Origin of the sequence: Endozoicomonas sp. Mp262, from assembly GCF_025643335.1 — a bacterium.
GTDB lineage: Bacteria > Pseudomonadota > Gammaproteobacteria > Pseudomonadales > Endozoicomonadaceae > Endonucleibacter.
The window spans coordinates 946,903-962,725 of the sequence record NZ_CP092489.1; the positions used below are offsets into that span (position 1 = coordinate 946,903).

Sequence of the window (15,823 nt, forward strand, 5' to 3'; positions counted from 1 at the left end):
CCTTACAACTTGGTGGAAAAACGGTATCCTGTGCCCCTGACGGTTTGTATATATCCCTCGTAACCACTACCAAGTGACTTTCTCAGTCGTCGAATATGAACATCAACGGTTCGCTCTTCAACATATACATTACCGCCCCAGACCTGATCCAGTAGCTGACTTCGGGAGTAAGCCCGCTCCTGATGCGTCAAAAAAAACTGTAACAAACGGTACTCTGTCGGACCGATTTCTGCCGCCTCGCCATCAATGCTGACCCGGTGGCTTACCGGATCCAGCTTTAACCCCTTGATGACAATGGCTGACTGCCCATCAGATACTCCACTTCTTCTAAGAACCGCCTTTAACCTGGCGATCAACTCCCGGGGTGAAAATGGCTTGGTAATATAATCATCCGCCCCTGTTTCAAGTCCACGAATTTTATGGTCCTCCTCACCTTTTGCCGTCAACATAACAATGGGTATTTCAGAGGTCATTTCACTTCGCTTTAATCGCCTTGCCAATTCAATGCCGGATATATCCGGCAACATCCAGTCAAGTAACACCAGATCCGGCTTCTGGTCCACAATTTTAGCATGGGCTTCCCTGGCATCTGCTGCTTCAATACAATCGAAACCCGCCATTTCCAGGCTTATAGCTACCATTTCCCTGATGGGTTCTTCATCATCAACAATCAGAATTTTTTTTGCTGACATGATTTTACCTTTCCCGATAATAATTATTACGACGTCAAGGAGAGTACACCCCTTAAATGTTACAGCCAGATGACAAGTCCTCAAGACCGATTATCCAGACTATTTAACGGCTCAAAAAAATACCGGCAAACACAATGGCACCAACCCAGTGATTACTTAGAAAGGCCTTAAAACAACGATCTCTATCACGGTCATGGGTGAGAAACTGCTGGTAAACAAACAGCATGGAGGCGAATGCAAGAGCAGCATAGAACAACGCTCCCAGCTCCATTTTAATCCCAACGGCAATAAGGGTAATAATGGCTAAAAGCTGAAGGCCGCCAATAATGAGATTATCGAGATCACCAAAGAGGATAGCTGTTGACTTGATACCGATTTTGATATCGTCATCACGGTCTACCATGGCATATTGTGTATCGTAAGCCACAGTCCAGAATAGATTGGCAATAAATAAAAGCCAGGTCTCCGGAACCAGTGAGCCACTTTCTGCGGCAAAGGCCATAGGAATAGACCAGCCAAAGGCAGCACCGAGAACAACCTGGGGAAAATGAGTGTAACGCTTTGCAAATGGATAAAATGAAGCCAGGAACAGAGCGCTCACCGAAAGAACAATAGTTAGCGTATTGGTGGTCAATACCAGCAAGAAAGACAGGGCAATAAGTACAACAAAAAATAATAATGCCTCTTCTTCCGTCAGTCGCCCATCAGCTAATGGCCTTGTAACTGTTCTTTTTACATGTCCATCAAAATTACGGTCAGCATAATCATTGATGACACACCCGGCACTCCGCATCAAAATGACCCCCAGGGTGAATACCAAAAGATTGTGATGAGTTGGCATCCCATCCGCTGCCAGCCACAATGCCCACATGGTGGGCCAAAACAGAAGACAAATACCAATCGGCCGATCCAGGCGGGCAAGGCTGATAAACTCTTTAATACGGAACATGTCCAGCGTTTTCATAATAATTAGCTCGGGCTTCCTGTCTGCAGAACCATCAAGACGTCACTCATCTTATGGAAAGGATGGTTTGCCGCCTACCTCAGGTAAAAAAACTTCGCATACTGATAGGGGCCTGGAATTCAGATAAAATAAAGATCGCCTTGCCCAGGCCTTTTCTTCCCTGAAACAGCAACCAAGATACGGATTAACCTCATGTGCAGATAATTCCGCCAATTCGATGGCTCCTCGTTCCACGCTTTTCTGAACAAATAAATATTCCCCCAGAGGCTTATTCCCTAGCATAAGCAGCTCATTATTTGATCCACCAAGACTGCTCCGGGGAATGACACTCCTCGCAAATATTTTTGGCTTGCCACCACCCAGCAGCAAAACCTCGCGAATAGAGGCTTCTGTCTCGGAAACACCCAAAAATTCAAGCTCAGCTTCTGCTGGCTGACCCCACTGATGCTTAAGCACCTTAACCTCAAACTCACCACGATAGGTTTTCTTCAACCTTGCGGTTAAAGACCCCCTATCAAGCAGCCATGCTTGCAAATTATCCGGTATATTGTCCAGATTATGCAGACAGGACTGCCAGCGTAAACTCGAACAAAAATTTAATGGCATCGCCTAACCGCCCAATTATCCAAAAAAATGCCCTCTATACAGAAGAAAATGTGTTCATTTAGCACCAAAGGTTATTGAAGTGATAGCCCCATGGATTGATGATATTGGCAGTGGATCAAAAATCATCATTTTGCTCAAGGAATATAGACAAAATATATGGGCAAGCATCTACCAGTGAAAGGACTCAAAATGAAAAAAAATCCTGTGGTCTGGCGTGCGTCCACTCTGCACTTTCTTGATGATCCAGCCAGGACTCCCACCAAAGATGCCGTTGAGTTCCACGAGGACGGCGCTGTTGTGGTTGATGACGGTCATATCCTTGCTGCCGGTGCGTATCAAAGCATTGCCAAGCACTTGCCAGCGGCCTGTGAGACTTACCATTTACCGGGAAAGTTGTTAATCCCGGGATTCGTTGATACCCATGTTCACTATCCCCAACTGGGAATGACCGGTGCCTGCGGCGAACAGCTGATTCAATGGCTTGAGCGATATACCTTTCCCGCAGAGGCCGCATTTGACTCACCAGACTATGCCCGGGAAGTCGCCCGGTTTTTCCTGGATCAGTGTCTCGCCCATGGAACCACGACCGCCCTCGTGTTTGGAGCCGTATTCCCGGAATCAGTCACCGCATTTTTTGAGGCGGCATCGGAAAGACAGCTGCGCATGATCGCAGGCAAAGTCATGATGGATCGTAACGCCCCGGACTACCTGCTTGATACTGCAACAACCAGCTATGAAGAGAGTCAGCAATTAATCAGACACTGGCATGGTAAAAACCGTCTGGCCTATGCCGTCACTCCACGGTTTGCCCCGACCTCAACCCCCAACCAGCTTAAAGCTGCCCGGCGTTTACTGGATGAGTTTGATGGGCTGTATCTCCATACCCATTTGGCAGAAAATTTAAAAGAAGTAGCCTGGACTCATAAGCTATACCCCGATAGCCAAAACTACCTGGATGTTTACGACCAGTATGGCTTACTGGGTTCCCGTTCATTCTTTGCCCATGCTATACACCTTTGTGAAGCCAGTTGGCAGCGCCTTGCCGATACGGGTTCCTCCCTATCCTTTTGCCCCAGCGCCAACCTTTTTTTAGGCAGTGGGCTGTTTGATTTTCAAAAAGCATCCTCCCTGAATATCAACATAGGCCTGGGAACAGATATCGGGGCAGGCACCAGTTTATGCCAGCTTGAATCCATGAAAAGCGCCTATCAAGTGTGCCAGCTACAGGGAACAAGCCTGTCTCCACTCAGCGCGTTTTATCTGGCAACACTGGGTGGCGCAAGGGCTTTAGGGCTATCAGATAAAATAGGCAGCTTCACCCCCGGAAATGAAGCCGACTTCCTGATTCTCAACCCCAGAGCAACACCCTTGCTGGCATTTCGGATGAAGCAGGCAAAAACCTTGGAAGAGCGCCTTGGCATCATGATGACCCTGGGAGATGATCGCCTGATAGAAAACACCGTCATTATGGGAGAAACCTGGCAGAAGAAAACCGGAGAGTATAAATAAGCCAGCCCAAGGGATTCTGATTTGGTATAGTCAGCCTGTCATAGCAGTATGCAAAGCACTCTTAACTATAATCAAAAGATGTTCAACCAGTACTTTAAGCCTGACTAGCGTTTAATAATGAAAGGCTTAATGAAGGAGGCATAAGTAATGAAGAAATGGCAATGTCTGGTCTGTGGCTTTACTTATGATGAAGCGGAAGGTTGGCCAGAAGATGGTATTGCCCCTGGCACCCGGTGGGAAGATATACCAGATGACTGGCTTTGCCCGGACTGCGGCGTTAGCAAAAGCGATTTCGAAATGGTTGAAGTCAACTAAACAACACCCGGTTAGACAACCGTGATTTGATAGATCCGGGCAGGGTGTGATGGTAAGAGCCTCTTTTTACAGATACTTTGTTGATATGTTGTTCTTACCCCCCTGTTTCATACAATCGTTTGACTTTTCTCCCGGTTTAGCGTGAGATTCATCCCTTTAGGCTGCTCAACTGGCTACTGCTCTGCAATAGCTGGTATTCCTATCAATTACCTCTAATGATTAAACAGACCTGACAGATTCGGGGGAAATACGTGAAGTTCAGACTGCTACTATGGGCACTGGGACTGTTGATGAAACGGGCCGGGAATAAAAACCCCGCTTTCAGAAAAAAGCTCGAGGGTCAGACGCTCACTTTCCAGATCAGTAGCCAGGATGGAGCTGTACGCCATTACAATGTGAAAGATATGCGCGTAACAAGCCATTCAGGAAAAGCAACCAACCCCAGCTTTGAAATTGCCTTCAAAGATTCTGCCACAGGCTTCCAAACCTTGACCGCAAAAAATGCGCAACTGGCCTTTATGAAAGGCATTCAGGATAAAGACATTATTATCACCGGGGATTTTAGCAAAGTTATGTGGTTTCAGGGCCTAATGAAGTACCTGATGCCCAAAAAGAAGAAAAAATCCTGATAATCGCTGAGACTCGTTCCCAGACAGCAAAGGGTATCACGAAAGTCTCAGCGCAATGCCCTGTTTTTTGGAACCACGAAGAATACCAAGGCTTTCCTTAAATTTCTTCGTGGTTCAAAAAAGCCTTACAGGCTCAGCAGATAGTCGGGAGCGAGGAAAACAGTCAGGTGTCTAATGTATAGTGCAGGATGATGCCTCTTTTAGCATTTCCACATGGGGAATTCCCTCTTCCATATACACAGTAGAGTTCACTACAAAGCCCAGCTCCTGATAAAAGCCTACCAGATAATTTTGGACACTTACCTTAATATCCATTTCAGCCCAAAGGGTTGAAGCCATATCCAAGGCATTGGCCATCATAGCATGTGCGATACCCTGCCCACGCCCCTTCTCCGAGACAACCACACGCGTAATGCCAACTTCAGAAAAGCGGAGACCCGGTGGCAGAACCCTCAAGTACCCCATTAGCTCACCGGAATCCTCTGAATGGCAAAGCACATGCCGGGTCTCGGGATGTCGATCCATATTGTCCAGATCAGCGTAAGGACAGTTCAGCTCTACAATGAATACATCAACCCTTAATTTCAGTAGTTCATACAGCTCATAGGCATTGAGTTGCTCAAAGGTTTTGATATCTATTCTTTTTCGAAGGGGCGTCAACATAACCGTACAGCCTTTTAGCGATAATCAAGCCACTTGATTGTTTGCGGTATGCAGGGGCCAAAAGAAACACCCCGCATATAGCGAGGTTTTCAGGCATTTTTATTCTTTTTTATGACACCTGCTTATTATTTTTTGTCTGTGGGCTCACTCTTCTATCAATGCCCTTTGATAATCAAGAGACTCCCCTTCTCACTTCCCCCTACAGGCCACCTACATTATAGGTATTTCCCGAAGCGAAATTTCGTGACATAGCTCAATGTATTTGCTTTGCAATATCAGGAAAATTGATAGGTTTTTGCCTTTTTTTAACAATGAGACAAAATAAGGAGTATTTTATTCATCATCGGGTCACAGGGGATACAGAGGTTTATGAAATATCCGGGCTAGGAAATGGTGGCTCCAGGAATGGCGATATAACGGGAAAGCGTTCCCAGCAACTGTTGCGGATCAAAGGGGACTGCAAGATAATCATTCATTCCTGCCCTCAAGGCTTTACTGGCAAAATCACAGCTAACCCCATTACTCATTCCAATAATATTCACGGGTGCAAGATGATTGTTTCTCTCAAACTGTCTGATACTACAGGCCGCCGTATAACCATCCATAACGGGCAGTTCACAACTCATTAGAATAGCACCCCAACGGTCGGGATCACCTTCATAAAGACCAAGCGCCTCCTGACCATGACTCACAGACACGGTCTCCAGCTTTGCTTTCAGTAATATTTTTTCGACAATAGCCCTGTGTGGAATATCACTATCAGCGATTAATACAAACTTATGGGATAGAGACTGGCTGGAAGACTTGAAATGCGGCATACCGGTAATATTCCTTAAATACCCTTGTACCTATCAAGTCTTGCTTGTGATATTTCGGAGCACAGTACAAGGGCTTAATTATTAATATGTATCCCTCATCCTATCGGCCACCTTCAGCAAACCTGGAGCTTTTCAGCTTTCCAACCAGACCTCTCTGACCCACTGCCATATAGAGCCCCAGGACTCATCAGATTCCTCACCTGAGGACCAGTGCGAAATAGAACCCTCTTCATTGATACAATAGTAGCTGCCATTATCCTCACAAACAGGAATTAAATGCCTGGGCACACACGTATCCCAGGCTATAGCCGCCACTTCCGGCAAATAAGTGTGGGAATGGGGGTCAGTGACGGTCACCGGTTCAAGGGAGCCATAAACAACATCACTTAACTGCAGTAAAAACTCCCTCAAATCCTGGGGTAGGGGAATCAATAACTCTTCCTCAATGCTAACAAGATCATCCTCATCCGGTAGCGTTAAAGGCGCAGGAATATCTACCGCCTTTTCCCTCAGTATTTCAATAATATCTTCCAAGAAAATTCACCTTTATTGATTACACAGGTATGTGACAGCCTCTAAGATTTTCCCTCAGGGCTTTGAGAATCCGGGTTCTATTGATAATCCCCAGTAGCTGCCCCTCTTCAACCACGGGATAGATTTTAGGCTTATTACCCTGCATAGACTCAGCCAGCTCGATAATACCATCATTTGGCGAAACAGTTAGGACTTCATGATGCATCACATCACTGGCCATCAAGTCAAAATCACAGTGATAACTGCTGGTCAATAATTCATGAATACAGTCCTGCTCTGAAATAAAACCGATAAGTTTCTTTTCCCTGTCAACCACTGGCAAACCGAAAAGGTTATTACTACAGAGTATTTCTGTCACCTTACTTAACGAAGTATCACCATAAATCACAGGCATCTCGTGCAGCATATAGTCCCGCACCTGGATATGTGCATTCATAATTCAATTCCAAAATAGCGGAATCATGAAGGTATATGCCAAATAATCCCCTTTGGGAAATTAATAAACTGGATAACAATAATAGCAGTAAACTATCATGATCTTTTTTTTATCCAGCCTCGTATAGCCATCTCAAAAGATCACAACGTAACTTAATACAAGGTTTTCCAAAATAATGTTCAGGGCTTTCAGGTAGCCATAAACACAACAAATATTCACCTCAGGAGTATTGGTGTGACCACATCGTGTCCAGAAAAGGCTAGAAAACAGCCAGGTTTTACTCATGCATTGCTTACATTGGCAGCAATCATTGGCATCATCAGCATCGGCTTATTCTTTCTGCAAACCAGCCTTCATAGCCTGCTTATCATTTGTATATTAGTTGCCTCCCTGAGCGCCTGGCGGCTTGGCTATAATTTTCGTGCCATTCGACAGGCCATGAATGCGGGTATCAGTGATGCCCTTTCAGCCATTTACATTTTTATTCTTATCGGGGTATTAATTGCTGCTTTCATTGATAGCGGCACACTCGCCACTTTAATTTACTACGGAATAGAGTTTGTTCAGCCCGCGATATTTCTTCCTGCCGGTATGATTCTTTGTAGCTTTATGTCCATCGCCACAGGCACCAGCTGGGGTACAGTGGGTACTGTAGGTGTTGTCCTAATGAGCATAGGCACAACCATGGGGGTTCCCGCACCGATTATAGCGGGCATGATCATTTCTGGTGCATGCTTTGGTGACAAGATGTCCCCCATGTCAGATACCACTAACCTGTCAGCCATGACCTCCAGGACAAACCTCTATAGCCATATAAGCAGCATGTTATATACCACGGGGCCCACCTACATACTGGCCCTGATTACATTTACCTTGATCAGCCTGGGCTATGCTGACAGCCAAATACCAACGGCCGAGTTAAGCTCTCTGCAAGATGCCCTGACAGCGCATTTCAATATTAATGTATTGACCTTACTCCCCATCGTTATCATGCTGGTTTTGAGTGTCCTCAAGGTTGCAGCGGAACCTTCCATGATGGCCGCGTCAATCACTGCCGTTATTATCGCGGTTCTGGTTCAGGATCAAAGTTTTACCTCAGTCCTCAACAGCCTCTATAGCGGGGGAAACATACAAACGAACCACGAAAGCCTCGACTTACTGCTGGGCCGTGGAGGCATTGCCTCCATGATGTGGACACTTTCATTATCTCTTATAGCTTTGGCTCTGGGAGGAATACTGGAACGCTGCCAGTTCTTAAAAGTATTGATTACGGCCATTCTCAGCCGCATTAAGCATGGTGCCAGTTTGGTTGCGACAACAATCATTGCCTGCTTTATAGGCAATGTCACTATGGGTGAAGCCTATATGTCCATTATTCTTGGGGGTCAGCTGTTTGGCAAAGCCTACGATGAGAAAGGAATCGACAGGAGAGTCATGTCTCGCTCCCTGGAGGAAGGAGCAACCCTGACCACAGCCCTTATTCCCTGGACAACAGGCGGTGCTTTTTTTGCATCAACCCTCGGCGTGTCTGTTCTCGATTATGCACCCTGGGCCCTGTTGAACTGGATTAACCCGTTGCTCTCTATACTCTTTGCATACCTGGGTGTTGCACTTTTCCGGTCTGCAAAAAAGACCACGGTAGTCGATAAAGCACCTGTAGCAGCAACTCACTAGTGTATCATTTTAATACGTTTGGCGTATTACACCTCGTTCCCGGCGTCTCGCCGGGAATGCATACGGATATCTCTAACGGTTACGGCTTGGAAGTCAGGCACTCAAAGGCTGGAGAGAACAAGGCCAGACCGCATCAGGCAAAAGCTGGAAAACTTACTTCTTATAAGCTGGCATAGCTTAGGAACTGTTGAGGTTTTACTTGCCAAAAATGAACTAATTATAATATTTTAAATATTAAGGAATTGTTACAACAGCTATTAAATGGATCTTAATACTGCCACGACCCTCTCTCTTATTTCCCTGGCCATTGCTATCTTAAGTCCGCTAATGGCATTTTGGCGCATTCGTATTGAGCGCCTCAAGCTCGAGAAGAAGGACTCTAGTAAACGACAGAAGATGATTACAGACGCACTCCGTCTATACGCAAAGATATCAAAACGATCAAAGGTGATGTTACGGCTGGTTATTGAGAGACGGTATCAGTTATCACAGTCACCAAAGCAAAAAGAGGATATAAAACAACATATTCAAGCACTGGAAGGTCTGGAAAAAAAACTAAAAAAAAGAATTAAAAAAACCAATACCCTCTACACAAAAGTTGCGGCCTTACGAGTGGATGGTGACTGGGATGAAAACTGGCTCAGGGCAGAAATCGATCATTTAATGATCAATCATCGAAATAACTTCCTCTACGACAACCCGGAAAAAGAAATATCGACCTTTTCCAGGGTGGGACTACCCACCGTTCTCAATGACCATGACAACACTCCCCAGCTGGTTGTCACAGCACAGGAAAAAAGCTGGGTTAGCCACACAAGCAGCTAGGGGCTGTTGACGTTTGCTCGTGTGCTCAGCCAAAACCAGCGGTTTCGTGGCTAGGCGCAGTAGCGCAGGAATAACCTAAAGGTCACACGTACTCGCGTCTTTCAAGCTACTGCAACGACGGCACGGAATCGCTGGTTTTGGCCCTTCGGGTGGCTCGTAAAGCGGCTTTCCGACTGCGTTGGACTGGCTTGACGTAGAATAACTATGCCTGCACCAGTCCGCCTTGCGGAAAACCGCTTTACGAGCCACTGAGCTCACGATCAAACGTCAACAGTCCCTAACATTTAACCAACTGCCTTCGGGAACCGATAGCTCTTAAATTGATAAAAAGATTGTTGGATTACATAACATCCCAACACATTGAAATGATGTACTAGCCTTAATAAGTAGACACTATAAATTCAACCAGGTAGGGATGACATGTTGAAAAAACGACTATTAACATCAGGAATAGCCTTTATTATCAGTTCACTTCCTTTAATCGGTCATGCCGCTGGCAACCCTGATGCAGGCAAGACCAAGTCAGCCGTTTGTGCCGCATGCCATGGTATGGATGGTGATAAGGCCTTAATGCCCTCTTACCCCAATCTTGCAGGACAAAATGCCGCTTACCTGGAGTTAGCCTTAAAAGCCTATCGCAGTAAAACCAGAACCAGTGCTCAGGCTGTTGTCATGCATGGGCAAGCGGCTAATCTATCAGACCAGGATATTGCAGACCTGGCTGCTTACTACAGCTCTAAATAGTCGCTCTCTCGAAACCTTTGCTTAATAAAGTAGTCTCAAGCAAAGGTTTTATACCCTCTGTATATTCTCAGGCACTCCCATCTTGTTTAATAATTTTTTTTCTAAACGGAGAATGGCCTGCTGATGACGCGCCACATTAGCGGCATCACCATTCAGCACCGCTTCTTGCTGACGCTGCTGATGCCGGAGAATCGACCTTCGAGTACGCTGAATGCCAACCTGACAGGCCCCGGTTCCACAACCTCTGGTATTGCGATTTGCACAGGTTTTACAAATTGAACTCATCTACTTGAATTACTCAGATCTGAAACCGATATGGGCTCCCACTAAATCAAGCCCCATTAAAACCATATACTGCAATAAAAAACACCCGGTCATATTGATCCATGCAGTTATTTCTGAAAACAAACCAGCGCCTGAATTGGGCGAACAATATCACATCAAATTCCAGGCTCTGCTATAGACCTATCCACCTGAATAAATTCAATAGGCACGCCATTATCTTCTATAAAAGCAACAAGAACACCCGGACTAGGGCTATTTATCTCGATAATAATATTTTTCCCTTCAATGGCCTTCACTATATCATCCACTTCAAAAGCAATATGGGGCACTTTTTTCACCAACTCCGGGTAATCGGCGCCATCTTCAAACCTCACCCATTCGATGCCATACTCATTCCTTCCATAACCACTGACAAACATCTTAAGATGTGGCAAATGCCTCTCATCTTTAAGCTTTTTATCCGTAGGAACACCATAATGATGGTATTTCACTTGAACCTCCCCGAGACCATCCAATAAATTTAATCCGCTAGCAGCCGGAAAACGCTTTTACGAAAGACATAGCCGATTCATAGGCACCCTCAACTCTGCCACCACAGCACCAGGCCCCAATAACAGCAAGCTGCCGTGAGCTATCAACAAAGTGGGGTTCAGATGATTCACCATCCGAAACCAGGTTGGCATAGCGCCAGAAGTGCTGGAAATGATTAACAATTTCTATATCTGTATTGATTGCCTTTTTTAACCATTCCACGCCCACTGCCGGCAAATCGATAGTGCTCTCTTTTCCCTCTGTTCGTGACCAACCCGGTGAAAAATGCATCATCCAGAGGTCATTATAGTGTGTCGGTTTCGGCTGGCCCGGCTTTGCCGATTGCCTCGATACCCAGGAAACCTGGCTGTCTCCAAAAATACCCTGAACCTCAAAAGGAACCTTTCCTTTAGTTGCCAAACCTAGAGCCCAACATGGGGTATGCGGAGCAACAGGTAGCTCAGAAGAAATTGCACTATGACTATCAACTAAAGGCCTGCACTGCTCTGCGGGAATACTCAAAATCACCCAGTCAAAACCAGCCACTTCATCATCGCCAGCGACCAATGTCCATTTTGAAGCCACACGCTTTAATTGAGTAATGGCGGTATTAAAAGAAATAGTCAGCCCTGTGGAAAGAAAATGGGCAATGCTATTCATTGCTGGCATCCCCACATATCGCACAACGCTATCCGGTGAGGGCGATAATAGACCATCACTCATTTTACAGGGAATAAACGGCCATGGTTTAACTACCCCCTGAGCAACCCATTGACTGACCTCTTCCTGAAAGGCAGGAGTGCGTGCAGTGAAGTATTGTGCGCCAATATCCAGAACACCCCAGCCAAGTCGTTTGCAGGCCAGTCGTCCTCCCCGCCCCCGGGATTTTTCAAATACCCGGACGGTATGCCCTTGCTTCTCCAGTTCAAGAGCCGCTTTTAGTCCGGAAAGACCGGCGCCAATAACCGCTATTTTCATATTGTTTTTCCAAAGAAAATTTAGCAATGGCCTGATTGACAAGCCCCTTTATACCCGATACCTGTATAAGTCTGCCTTTTATTTATCATGCCAGTGGAGCGGCCATGAAAAAATTATTACTGGGATTTAGCCTGATTTTAATAGGAGCAGCGACCTCTGCCTCTTACTATATTGGCTTAAAAGCAGAGCAATATTATGAAGAGTTCGTCCAACTAAGGCAAAACAGTCCGATAATGTCCGGATTTGTTATTAAAAACGCTCATTTTGAACGAGGTATTTTTAGTAGCAACTGGCGCCTGGAGCTGTCCATAAAAGCTAAAACGCCTCAATTCGACTCCCTCATTGTTATAACCCGTTCAAAACTTCGCCATGGACCAATACTATGGACAGATCAAGGACTTAAACCAGGACTCTTTACCACCAGTGATACCGTAACCCTGGATGGTGTCCCTGATAAGACCATTCAATTTATCAACCAATACATGAATGGTCATATTGCAAAGGCAAAAAGTTATGCTGATTTTAACCGGCAGCTCACCATACACCTGAAAGTTCCTGGTTTTGATATTAACACCCAGGATACCCGGCTATCTTTTGGGGGGATTCAGGTTCACCAAAAAGGTGACCTCCTGCGTAACAGCATGTCTGCAACAATAGATATTTCAACACTGGCATTCACCAATCCAACCGGCTCACTGGAGTTACAGCCCGGCAAAGGCTCCTTTCAATATACCCGGCTGGATGAATTCATCACCCTTGGCAGCCTCGATTTAAACTTGCCAAAACTGGCTCTAGGATCACCCCAAAGCAACCTTACCCTGAACCAGATAGCATTTGGTATAAAGCAAACCATGGAAAATGAAAAGCTGAATCAGACAGGCGGCATCTCAGTCAATAACATTGATTCCCCTTTTCCCATCAGCTCGGCTTCCTATGATATTGAACTCAAACAGATCAACCCTGACGTTAATAAAACATTAGCGGAGATCACCTCACAACTGAATAACCTTGACGGCAGCTCTACGGGTTTGACACCGGAACAAAATGAGCAACTGCGTAAATTTCTATACACTTTTCTACAAAAAGGCCTGCAATTTAACCAACAGCTAACCATTGATGCCCTTGGAGGCAACCTGCTTGCTGACCTCGATATTGAATATCTTGGACTGACAAACAAAGATCCAGTAGCCATTCAAGATCCTAACCAACACCTGCGAGCGATTAAGGCACAGCTCAATATAAGGGCTGATGAAAGAGCCGTGATGTCCAGTCCTCTTAGTCAACTGGCATCCTCATACATCCAGCAAGGCTTCATTGCCAGAAGAAACGGCCAACTCACCGTTAAAGCGGAACTTAACCAGGGGCTGTTAACCGTCAACAACCAGTCAGTCCCCCTGGATAAACTGACTTCTCCTTAGCCCGGATATCCAGGCACAAAATCAATTGAGAATACCCCTGACTGAAGATACATTACCTATTAGAGCGGTCATTCTTTTAAAAAAAATAGCAGCTTGAGTCAGCAGATGATAAAAAAAACAATATTGGTTTGCACAACCCTCTTTCTGTCTGGATGCAATGAGATTAACCAGACAGAACAGGAACAAACGAAAGAAACCGTGGAGTTACAGGAAGCGGCCGACGAAACTGTAGGCATGCCTGTTATTGAAAATTTCAGTGAGAAACAATTTGCCAAACTCATCTATGAGCTTAAAGACCAGAAAATAAAAACCTACAGTTACTTTATGGATAACACCGGCCAGCTCCATCTACTCTGTGAGAGCGTAGGCTATGGACTCCCCGCCTCCACACAATACGTTAACCCGGAACGGGCTGCACTTGTGAGCCGAAGTGATGGCTATAAGGTATTGCCCCAGCCAGAACCCAACGGGTTATTTATGCCCCTTCAGCTTACCGCCACTTATGCCCTCTGTGATGACGGCAATGGCAACCTGCAACCGGTTTATTCAGAGGCGGATCTAATCATAAGTCCTTTTAAGCTCAAGCATGTGTCGAGCCTTAAATAGGATCATCACTTCTCCCATCCCAAAAACCGGTCAGGTGCTGTTCTGCTGAATAATTAAAAGTATAAAAGTACTTGCCACAAGCCTTGTTCTCCATACACAGGCATTTTCTTATAGCTCTTATGCAGCCTTGTATTAGCAACAGGCCGATGCTTGGCCCGTCCTGTTCTGTTTTAATTTGGGTATCCACCGCAGAAAGATAGAAGTTCAGCTGCCCCACATGCTCCGGCTTGAAATCACCTGTTTTCAGTTCCACCACGATATAGCAGCGCAACTTTAGGTGGTAAAACAACAAATCAAGATAAAAATCATCCCCTCCCACTTCCAGGTGCACTTGTTGGCCCACATAGGCAAAACCCGCCCCCAGCTCCAGCAGAAACTGGCTGATATGGCGGGTCAGCGCTTGCTCGATATCCCGCTCCCTGGCGGCTTCAGCCAGAGAGAGAAAATCAAACAAGTAAGGGTTTTTCTGGGTTTGCTGGGCCAACTCTGACTGAGGGTTAGCCAGCGACTGGTTAAAATTGGTCACTGCTTTGCCCTGACGCTCTATCAACTTGCTTTCAATCTGGTGTGCCAGCACATTGCGTGACCAGCCATTCTCTATCGCCTTGGCTGCATATTGCAGGCGCTGCTGACGTTCCTTGAGCTTGCTGAGCAACAGCAAATTATGACTCCAGGGCAATTGTCCAACCGACTGTTGGACATTTGGCTCCGTCTGGAAATCCGGCCAGGCATCAGCAAAAGAGCGCATATACATCAGGTTGGCACGGGAAAACCCTTTTAGCTCCGGAAAGCTACGTTTCAGGTCTGCCGCAAGCTGTTTGACCACACGGGTTCCTCAGCCTTGGGCCTGTTGGCGCTGCAAAATTTCATCACCCACCTGCCAGTATAACCCCAGCATTTCCCGGTTAACGGCCAGTACAGCCTGCTGTCGAGCAGTATGGATACGGTTTTTTATGGTATCGAGCCATTGGGAGTAGTTAGCTGGGAGTGGTTCAGGCACGTCTTTGCTCCTCTGAAATACTGTGGGATAAAAACACCTCTATCATGACCCAGTGCAGCAAAGCGTTGATAGGTATACACCCCGTTCATCCTGAGCTTGTCGAAGGATAGAGTCTCCGCATTTCGACAGGCTCAGTGCGAACGGTGTGTGGTCTTTAACGCTTGGCTGCACTAGAGGCTCTCAATATCAGCCGCCCATGTGCAACATCAACAACCAACTTTAATAGCTGCGCTAACATGTTATGATGGTTTGCTGCTAAGTACCAAACAGACCGTATTTCCAACGTGTATAGTCTGTCTTCCATTCTTTGCTGTTCTTCACTGTTTTTATCGGTTTTCCCCACTCCAGATTGAGAATATTGCTGACTGATTGCCGGGTTCCCCAAGAGCAGCGCTTTCTTTTGCAAAGCAGGAAGGATGGTAGTGTTGAATCCCGTCACTATGACCATGATGACCGGCTGCCTGAAAAACGCTATTACGCCAAAATCTACGATGATTACCTGCAAAAAATCATTGACGGTACTGCTGATGACGAGCACAACAGCAACGTTGTGGACATGGACCGATACCGCTTCAGAACATCCTCTTAACCCAGTG

At 46.0% G+C, this 15,823-nt stretch carries 20 protein-coding genes and 1 pseudogene; 9 read left to right on the forward strand and 12 right to left on the reverse strand.

What is annotated here, in order from left to right; translation table 11 throughout:
- Positions 1-2: 2 nt before the first annotated feature.
- The 3 genes from phoB to MJ595_RS04135 all read right to left on the reverse strand — a co-directional run bounded on the left by phoB (position 3) and on the right by MJ595_RS04135 (position 2,262).
- A complete protein-coding gene (gene phoB / locus MJ595_RS04125) occupies positions 3-692 on the reverse strand; it encodes a phosphate regulon transcriptional regulator PhoB (RefSeq protein WP_263081249.1) in 690 nt (229 codons plus the stop codon).
- A gap of 103 nt (positions 693-795) precedes the next feature.
- Entirely contained in the window at positions 796-1,656 is an 861-nt protein-coding gene (gene ubiA, locus MJ595_RS04130; protein ID WP_263081250.1) for a 4-hydroxybenzoate octaprenyltransferase, read from the reverse strand.
- Between the two features lie 51 nt (positions 1,657-1,707).
- Positions 1,708-2,262 (reverse strand): chorismate lyase, encoded by a 555-nt coding sequence (locus MJ595_RS04135; RefSeq protein WP_263081251.1) that lies wholly within the window; start codon positions 2,260-2,262, stop codon positions 1,708-1,710.
- A gap of 189 nt (positions 2,263-2,451) precedes the next feature.
- On the opposite strand from MJ595_RS04135, the gene guaD reads away from it, so the two are divergent.
- The 3 genes from guaD (at position 2,452) to MJ595_RS04150 (ending at position 4,715) form a co-directional block, all read left to right on the forward strand.
- Positions 2,452-3,771, forward strand: a complete 1,320-nt coding sequence (gene guaD / locus MJ595_RS04140) for a guanine deaminase (protein ID WP_263081252.1) — start codon at positions 2,452-2,454, stop codon at positions 3,769-3,771.
- Positions 3,772-3,918: 147 nt separating this feature from the next.
- On the forward strand, positions 3,919-4,086 hold the full coding sequence (rubA, locus tag MJ595_RS04145; protein WP_263081253.1) for a rubredoxin RubA: 168 nt from the start codon (positions 3,919-3,921) through the stop codon (positions 4,084-4,086).
- A gap of 251 nt (positions 4,087-4,337) precedes the next feature.
- Positions 4,338-4,715, forward strand: a complete 378-nt coding sequence (locus MJ595_RS04150; protein ID WP_263081254.1) for a helicase — start codon at positions 4,338-4,340, stop codon at positions 4,713-4,715.
- A gap of 171 nt (positions 4,716-4,886) precedes the next feature.
- On the opposite strand, the gene MJ595_RS04155 is transcribed toward MJ595_RS04150, so the two are convergent.
- The 4 genes from MJ595_RS04155 to MJ595_RS04170 all read right to left on the reverse strand — a co-directional run bounded on the left by MJ595_RS04155 (position 4,887) and on the right by MJ595_RS04170 (position 7,166).
- Positions 4,887-5,378, reverse strand: a complete 492-nt coding sequence (locus MJ595_RS04155) for a GNAT family N-acetyltransferase (RefSeq protein ID WP_263081255.1) — start codon at positions 5,376-5,378, stop codon at positions 4,887-4,889.
- 383 nt (positions 5,379-5,761) lie between these two features.
- Entirely contained in the window at positions 5,762-6,196 is a 435-nt protein-coding gene (locus tag MJ595_RS04160) for a response regulator (RefSeq protein ID WP_263081256.1), read from the reverse strand.
- 132 nt (positions 6,197-6,328) lie between these two features.
- Positions 6,329-6,730 (reverse strand): SMI1/KNR4 family protein, encoded by a 402-nt coding sequence (locus MJ595_RS04165; RefSeq protein WP_263081257.1) that lies wholly within the window; start codon positions 6,728-6,730, stop codon positions 6,329-6,331.
- Between the two features lie 19 nt (positions 6,731-6,749).
- On the reverse strand, positions 6,750-7,166 hold the full coding sequence (locus tag MJ595_RS04170) for a CBS domain-containing protein (RefSeq protein ID WP_263081258.1): 417 nt from the start codon (positions 7,164-7,166) through the stop codon (positions 6,750-6,752).
- 234 nt (positions 7,167-7,400) lie between these two features.
- Here MJ595_RS04170 and nhaC point away from each other — a divergent pair, with 234 nt between their 5' ends.
- The 3 genes from nhaC (at position 7,401) to MJ595_RS04185 (ending at position 10,409) form a co-directional block, all read left to right on the forward strand.
- A complete protein-coding gene (gene nhaC, locus MJ595_RS04175) occupies positions 7,401-8,840 on the forward strand; it encodes a Na+/H+ antiporter NhaC (RefSeq protein ID WP_263081259.1) in 1,440 nt (479 codons plus the stop codon).
- A 261-nt stretch (positions 8,841-9,101) separates the two neighbouring features.
- On the forward strand, positions 9,102-9,665 hold the full coding sequence (locus tag MJ595_RS04180; protein ID WP_263081260.1) for a hypothetical protein: 564 nt from the start codon (positions 9,102-9,104) through the stop codon (positions 9,663-9,665).
- A gap of 420 nt (positions 9,666-10,085) precedes the next feature.
- Complete coding sequence (locus tag MJ595_RS04185) at positions 10,086-10,409, forward strand: cytochrome c (protein ID WP_263081261.1); 324 nt, start codon at positions 10,086-10,088, stop codon at positions 10,407-10,409.
- Positions 10,410-10,457: 48 nt separating this feature from the next.
- Here the strand turns inward: MJ595_RS04185 and MJ595_RS04190 are convergent, their stop codons facing one another.
- The 3 genes from MJ595_RS04190 to MJ595_RS04200 all read right to left on the reverse strand — a co-directional run bounded on the left by MJ595_RS04190 (position 10,458) and on the right by MJ595_RS04200 (position 12,203).
- Positions 10,458-10,694, reverse strand: coding sequence for a hypothetical protein (locus MJ595_RS04190; protein WP_263081262.1), 237 nt, complete (start codon positions 10,692-10,694; stop codon positions 10,458-10,460).
- Between the two features lie 155 nt (positions 10,695-10,849).
- Positions 10,850-11,185: a hypothetical protein gene (locus MJ595_RS04195; protein ID WP_263081263.1), complete on the reverse strand. Its 336-nt coding sequence runs from the start codon at positions 11,183-11,185 to the stop codon at positions 10,850-10,852.
- 37 nt (positions 11,186-11,222) lie between these two features.
- Positions 11,223-12,203, reverse strand: coding sequence for an NAD(P)-binding protein (locus MJ595_RS04200; RefSeq protein WP_263081264.1), 981 nt, complete (start codon positions 12,201-12,203; stop codon positions 11,223-11,225).
- A 104-nt stretch (positions 12,204-12,307) separates the two neighbouring features.
- Here MJ595_RS04200 and MJ595_RS04205 point away from each other — a divergent pair, with 104 nt between their 5' ends.
- Both MJ595_RS04205 and MJ595_RS04210 read left to right on the forward strand, forming a co-directional pair.
- Positions 12,308-13,621 (forward strand): YdgA family protein, encoded by a 1,314-nt coding sequence (locus MJ595_RS04205; protein WP_263081265.1) that lies wholly within the window; start codon positions 12,308-12,310, stop codon positions 13,619-13,621.
- 105 nt (positions 13,622-13,726) lie between these two features.
- On the forward strand, positions 13,727-14,227 hold the full coding sequence (locus MJ595_RS04210; protein WP_263081266.1) for a hypothetical protein: 501 nt from the start codon (positions 13,727-13,729) through the stop codon (positions 14,225-14,227).
- Here the strand turns inward: MJ595_RS04210 and MJ595_RS04215 are convergent.
- Both MJ595_RS04215 and MJ595_RS04220 read right to left on the reverse strand, forming a co-directional pair.
- Positions 14,220-14,804: a DUF1016 domain-containing protein gene (locus tag MJ595_RS04215; protein ID WP_263322454.1), complete on the reverse strand. Its 585-nt coding sequence runs from the start codon at positions 14,802-14,804 to the stop codon at positions 14,220-14,222. The two genes, MJ595_RS04210 and MJ595_RS04215, sit on opposite strands and share 8 nt — an antisense overlap.
- Positions 14,778-15,227 (reverse strand): annotated as a pseudogene (locus MJ595_RS04220) (DUF1016 N-terminal domain-containing protein); the annotation flags it as partial. The pseudogene MJ595_RS04220 and the gene MJ595_RS04215, both read right to left, overlap by 27 nt.
- Positions 15,228-15,585: 358 nt before the next feature.
- Between MJ595_RS04220 and MJ595_RS04225 the strand changes: the two are divergent.
- A complete protein-coding gene (locus MJ595_RS04225) occupies positions 15,586-15,816 on the forward strand; it encodes a hypothetical protein (RefSeq protein ID WP_263081267.1) in 231 nt (76 codons plus the stop codon).
- The last annotated feature ends 7 nt before the right edge of the window (positions 15,817-15,823 follow it).

Coding starts and splice junctions, on each gene's coding strand:
- phoB (WP_263081249.1), bottom strand. CDS start 692: ATGTCAGCAAAAAAAATTCTGATTGTTGATGATGAAGAACCCATCAGG.
- ubiA (WP_263081250.1), bottom strand. CDS start 1,656: ATGAAAACGCTGGACATGTTCCGTATTAAAGAGTTTATCAGCCTTGCC.
- MJ595_RS04135 (WP_263081251.1), bottom strand. CDS start 2,262: ATGCCATTAAATTTTTGTTCGAGTTTACGCTGGCAGTCCTGTCTGCAT.
- guaD (WP_263081252.1), top strand. CDS start 2,452: ATGAAAAAAAATCCTGTGGTCTGGCGTGCGTCCACTCTGCACTTTCTT.
- rubA (WP_263081253.1), top strand. CDS start 3,919: ATGAAGAAATGGCAATGTCTGGTCTGTGGCTTTACTTATGATGAAGCG.
- MJ595_RS04155 (WP_263081255.1), bottom strand. CDS start 5,378: ATGTTGACGCCCCTTCGAAAAAGAATAGATATCAAAACCTTTGAGCAA.
- MJ595_RS04160 (WP_263081256.1), bottom strand. CDS start 6,196: ATGCCGCATTTCAAGTCTTCCAGCCAGTCTCTATCCCATAAGTTTGTA.
- MJ595_RS04170 (WP_263081258.1), bottom strand. CDS start 7,166: ATGAATGCACATATCCAGGTGCGGGACTATATGCTGCACGAGATGCCT.
- MJ595_RS04180 (WP_263081260.1), top strand. CDS start 9,102: ATGGATCTTAATACTGCCACGACCCTCTCTCTTATTTCCCTGGCCATT.
- MJ595_RS04185 (WP_263081261.1), top strand. CDS start 10,086: ATGTTGAAAAAACGACTATTAACATCAGGAATAGCCTTTATTATCAGT.
- MJ595_RS04190 (WP_263081262.1), bottom strand. CDS start 10,694: ATGAGTTCAATTTGTAAAACCTGTGCAAATCGCAATACCAGAGGTTGT.
- MJ595_RS04200 (WP_263081264.1), bottom strand. CDS start 12,203: ATGAAAATAGCGGTTATTGGCGCCGGTCTTTCCGGACTAAAAGCGGCT.
- MJ595_RS04205 (WP_263081265.1), top strand. CDS start 12,308: ATGAAAAAATTATTACTGGGATTTAGCCTGATTTTAATAGGAGCAGCG.
- MJ595_RS04210 (WP_263081266.1), top strand. CDS start 13,727: ATGATAAAAAAAACAATATTGGTTTGCACAACCCTCTTTCTGTCTGGA.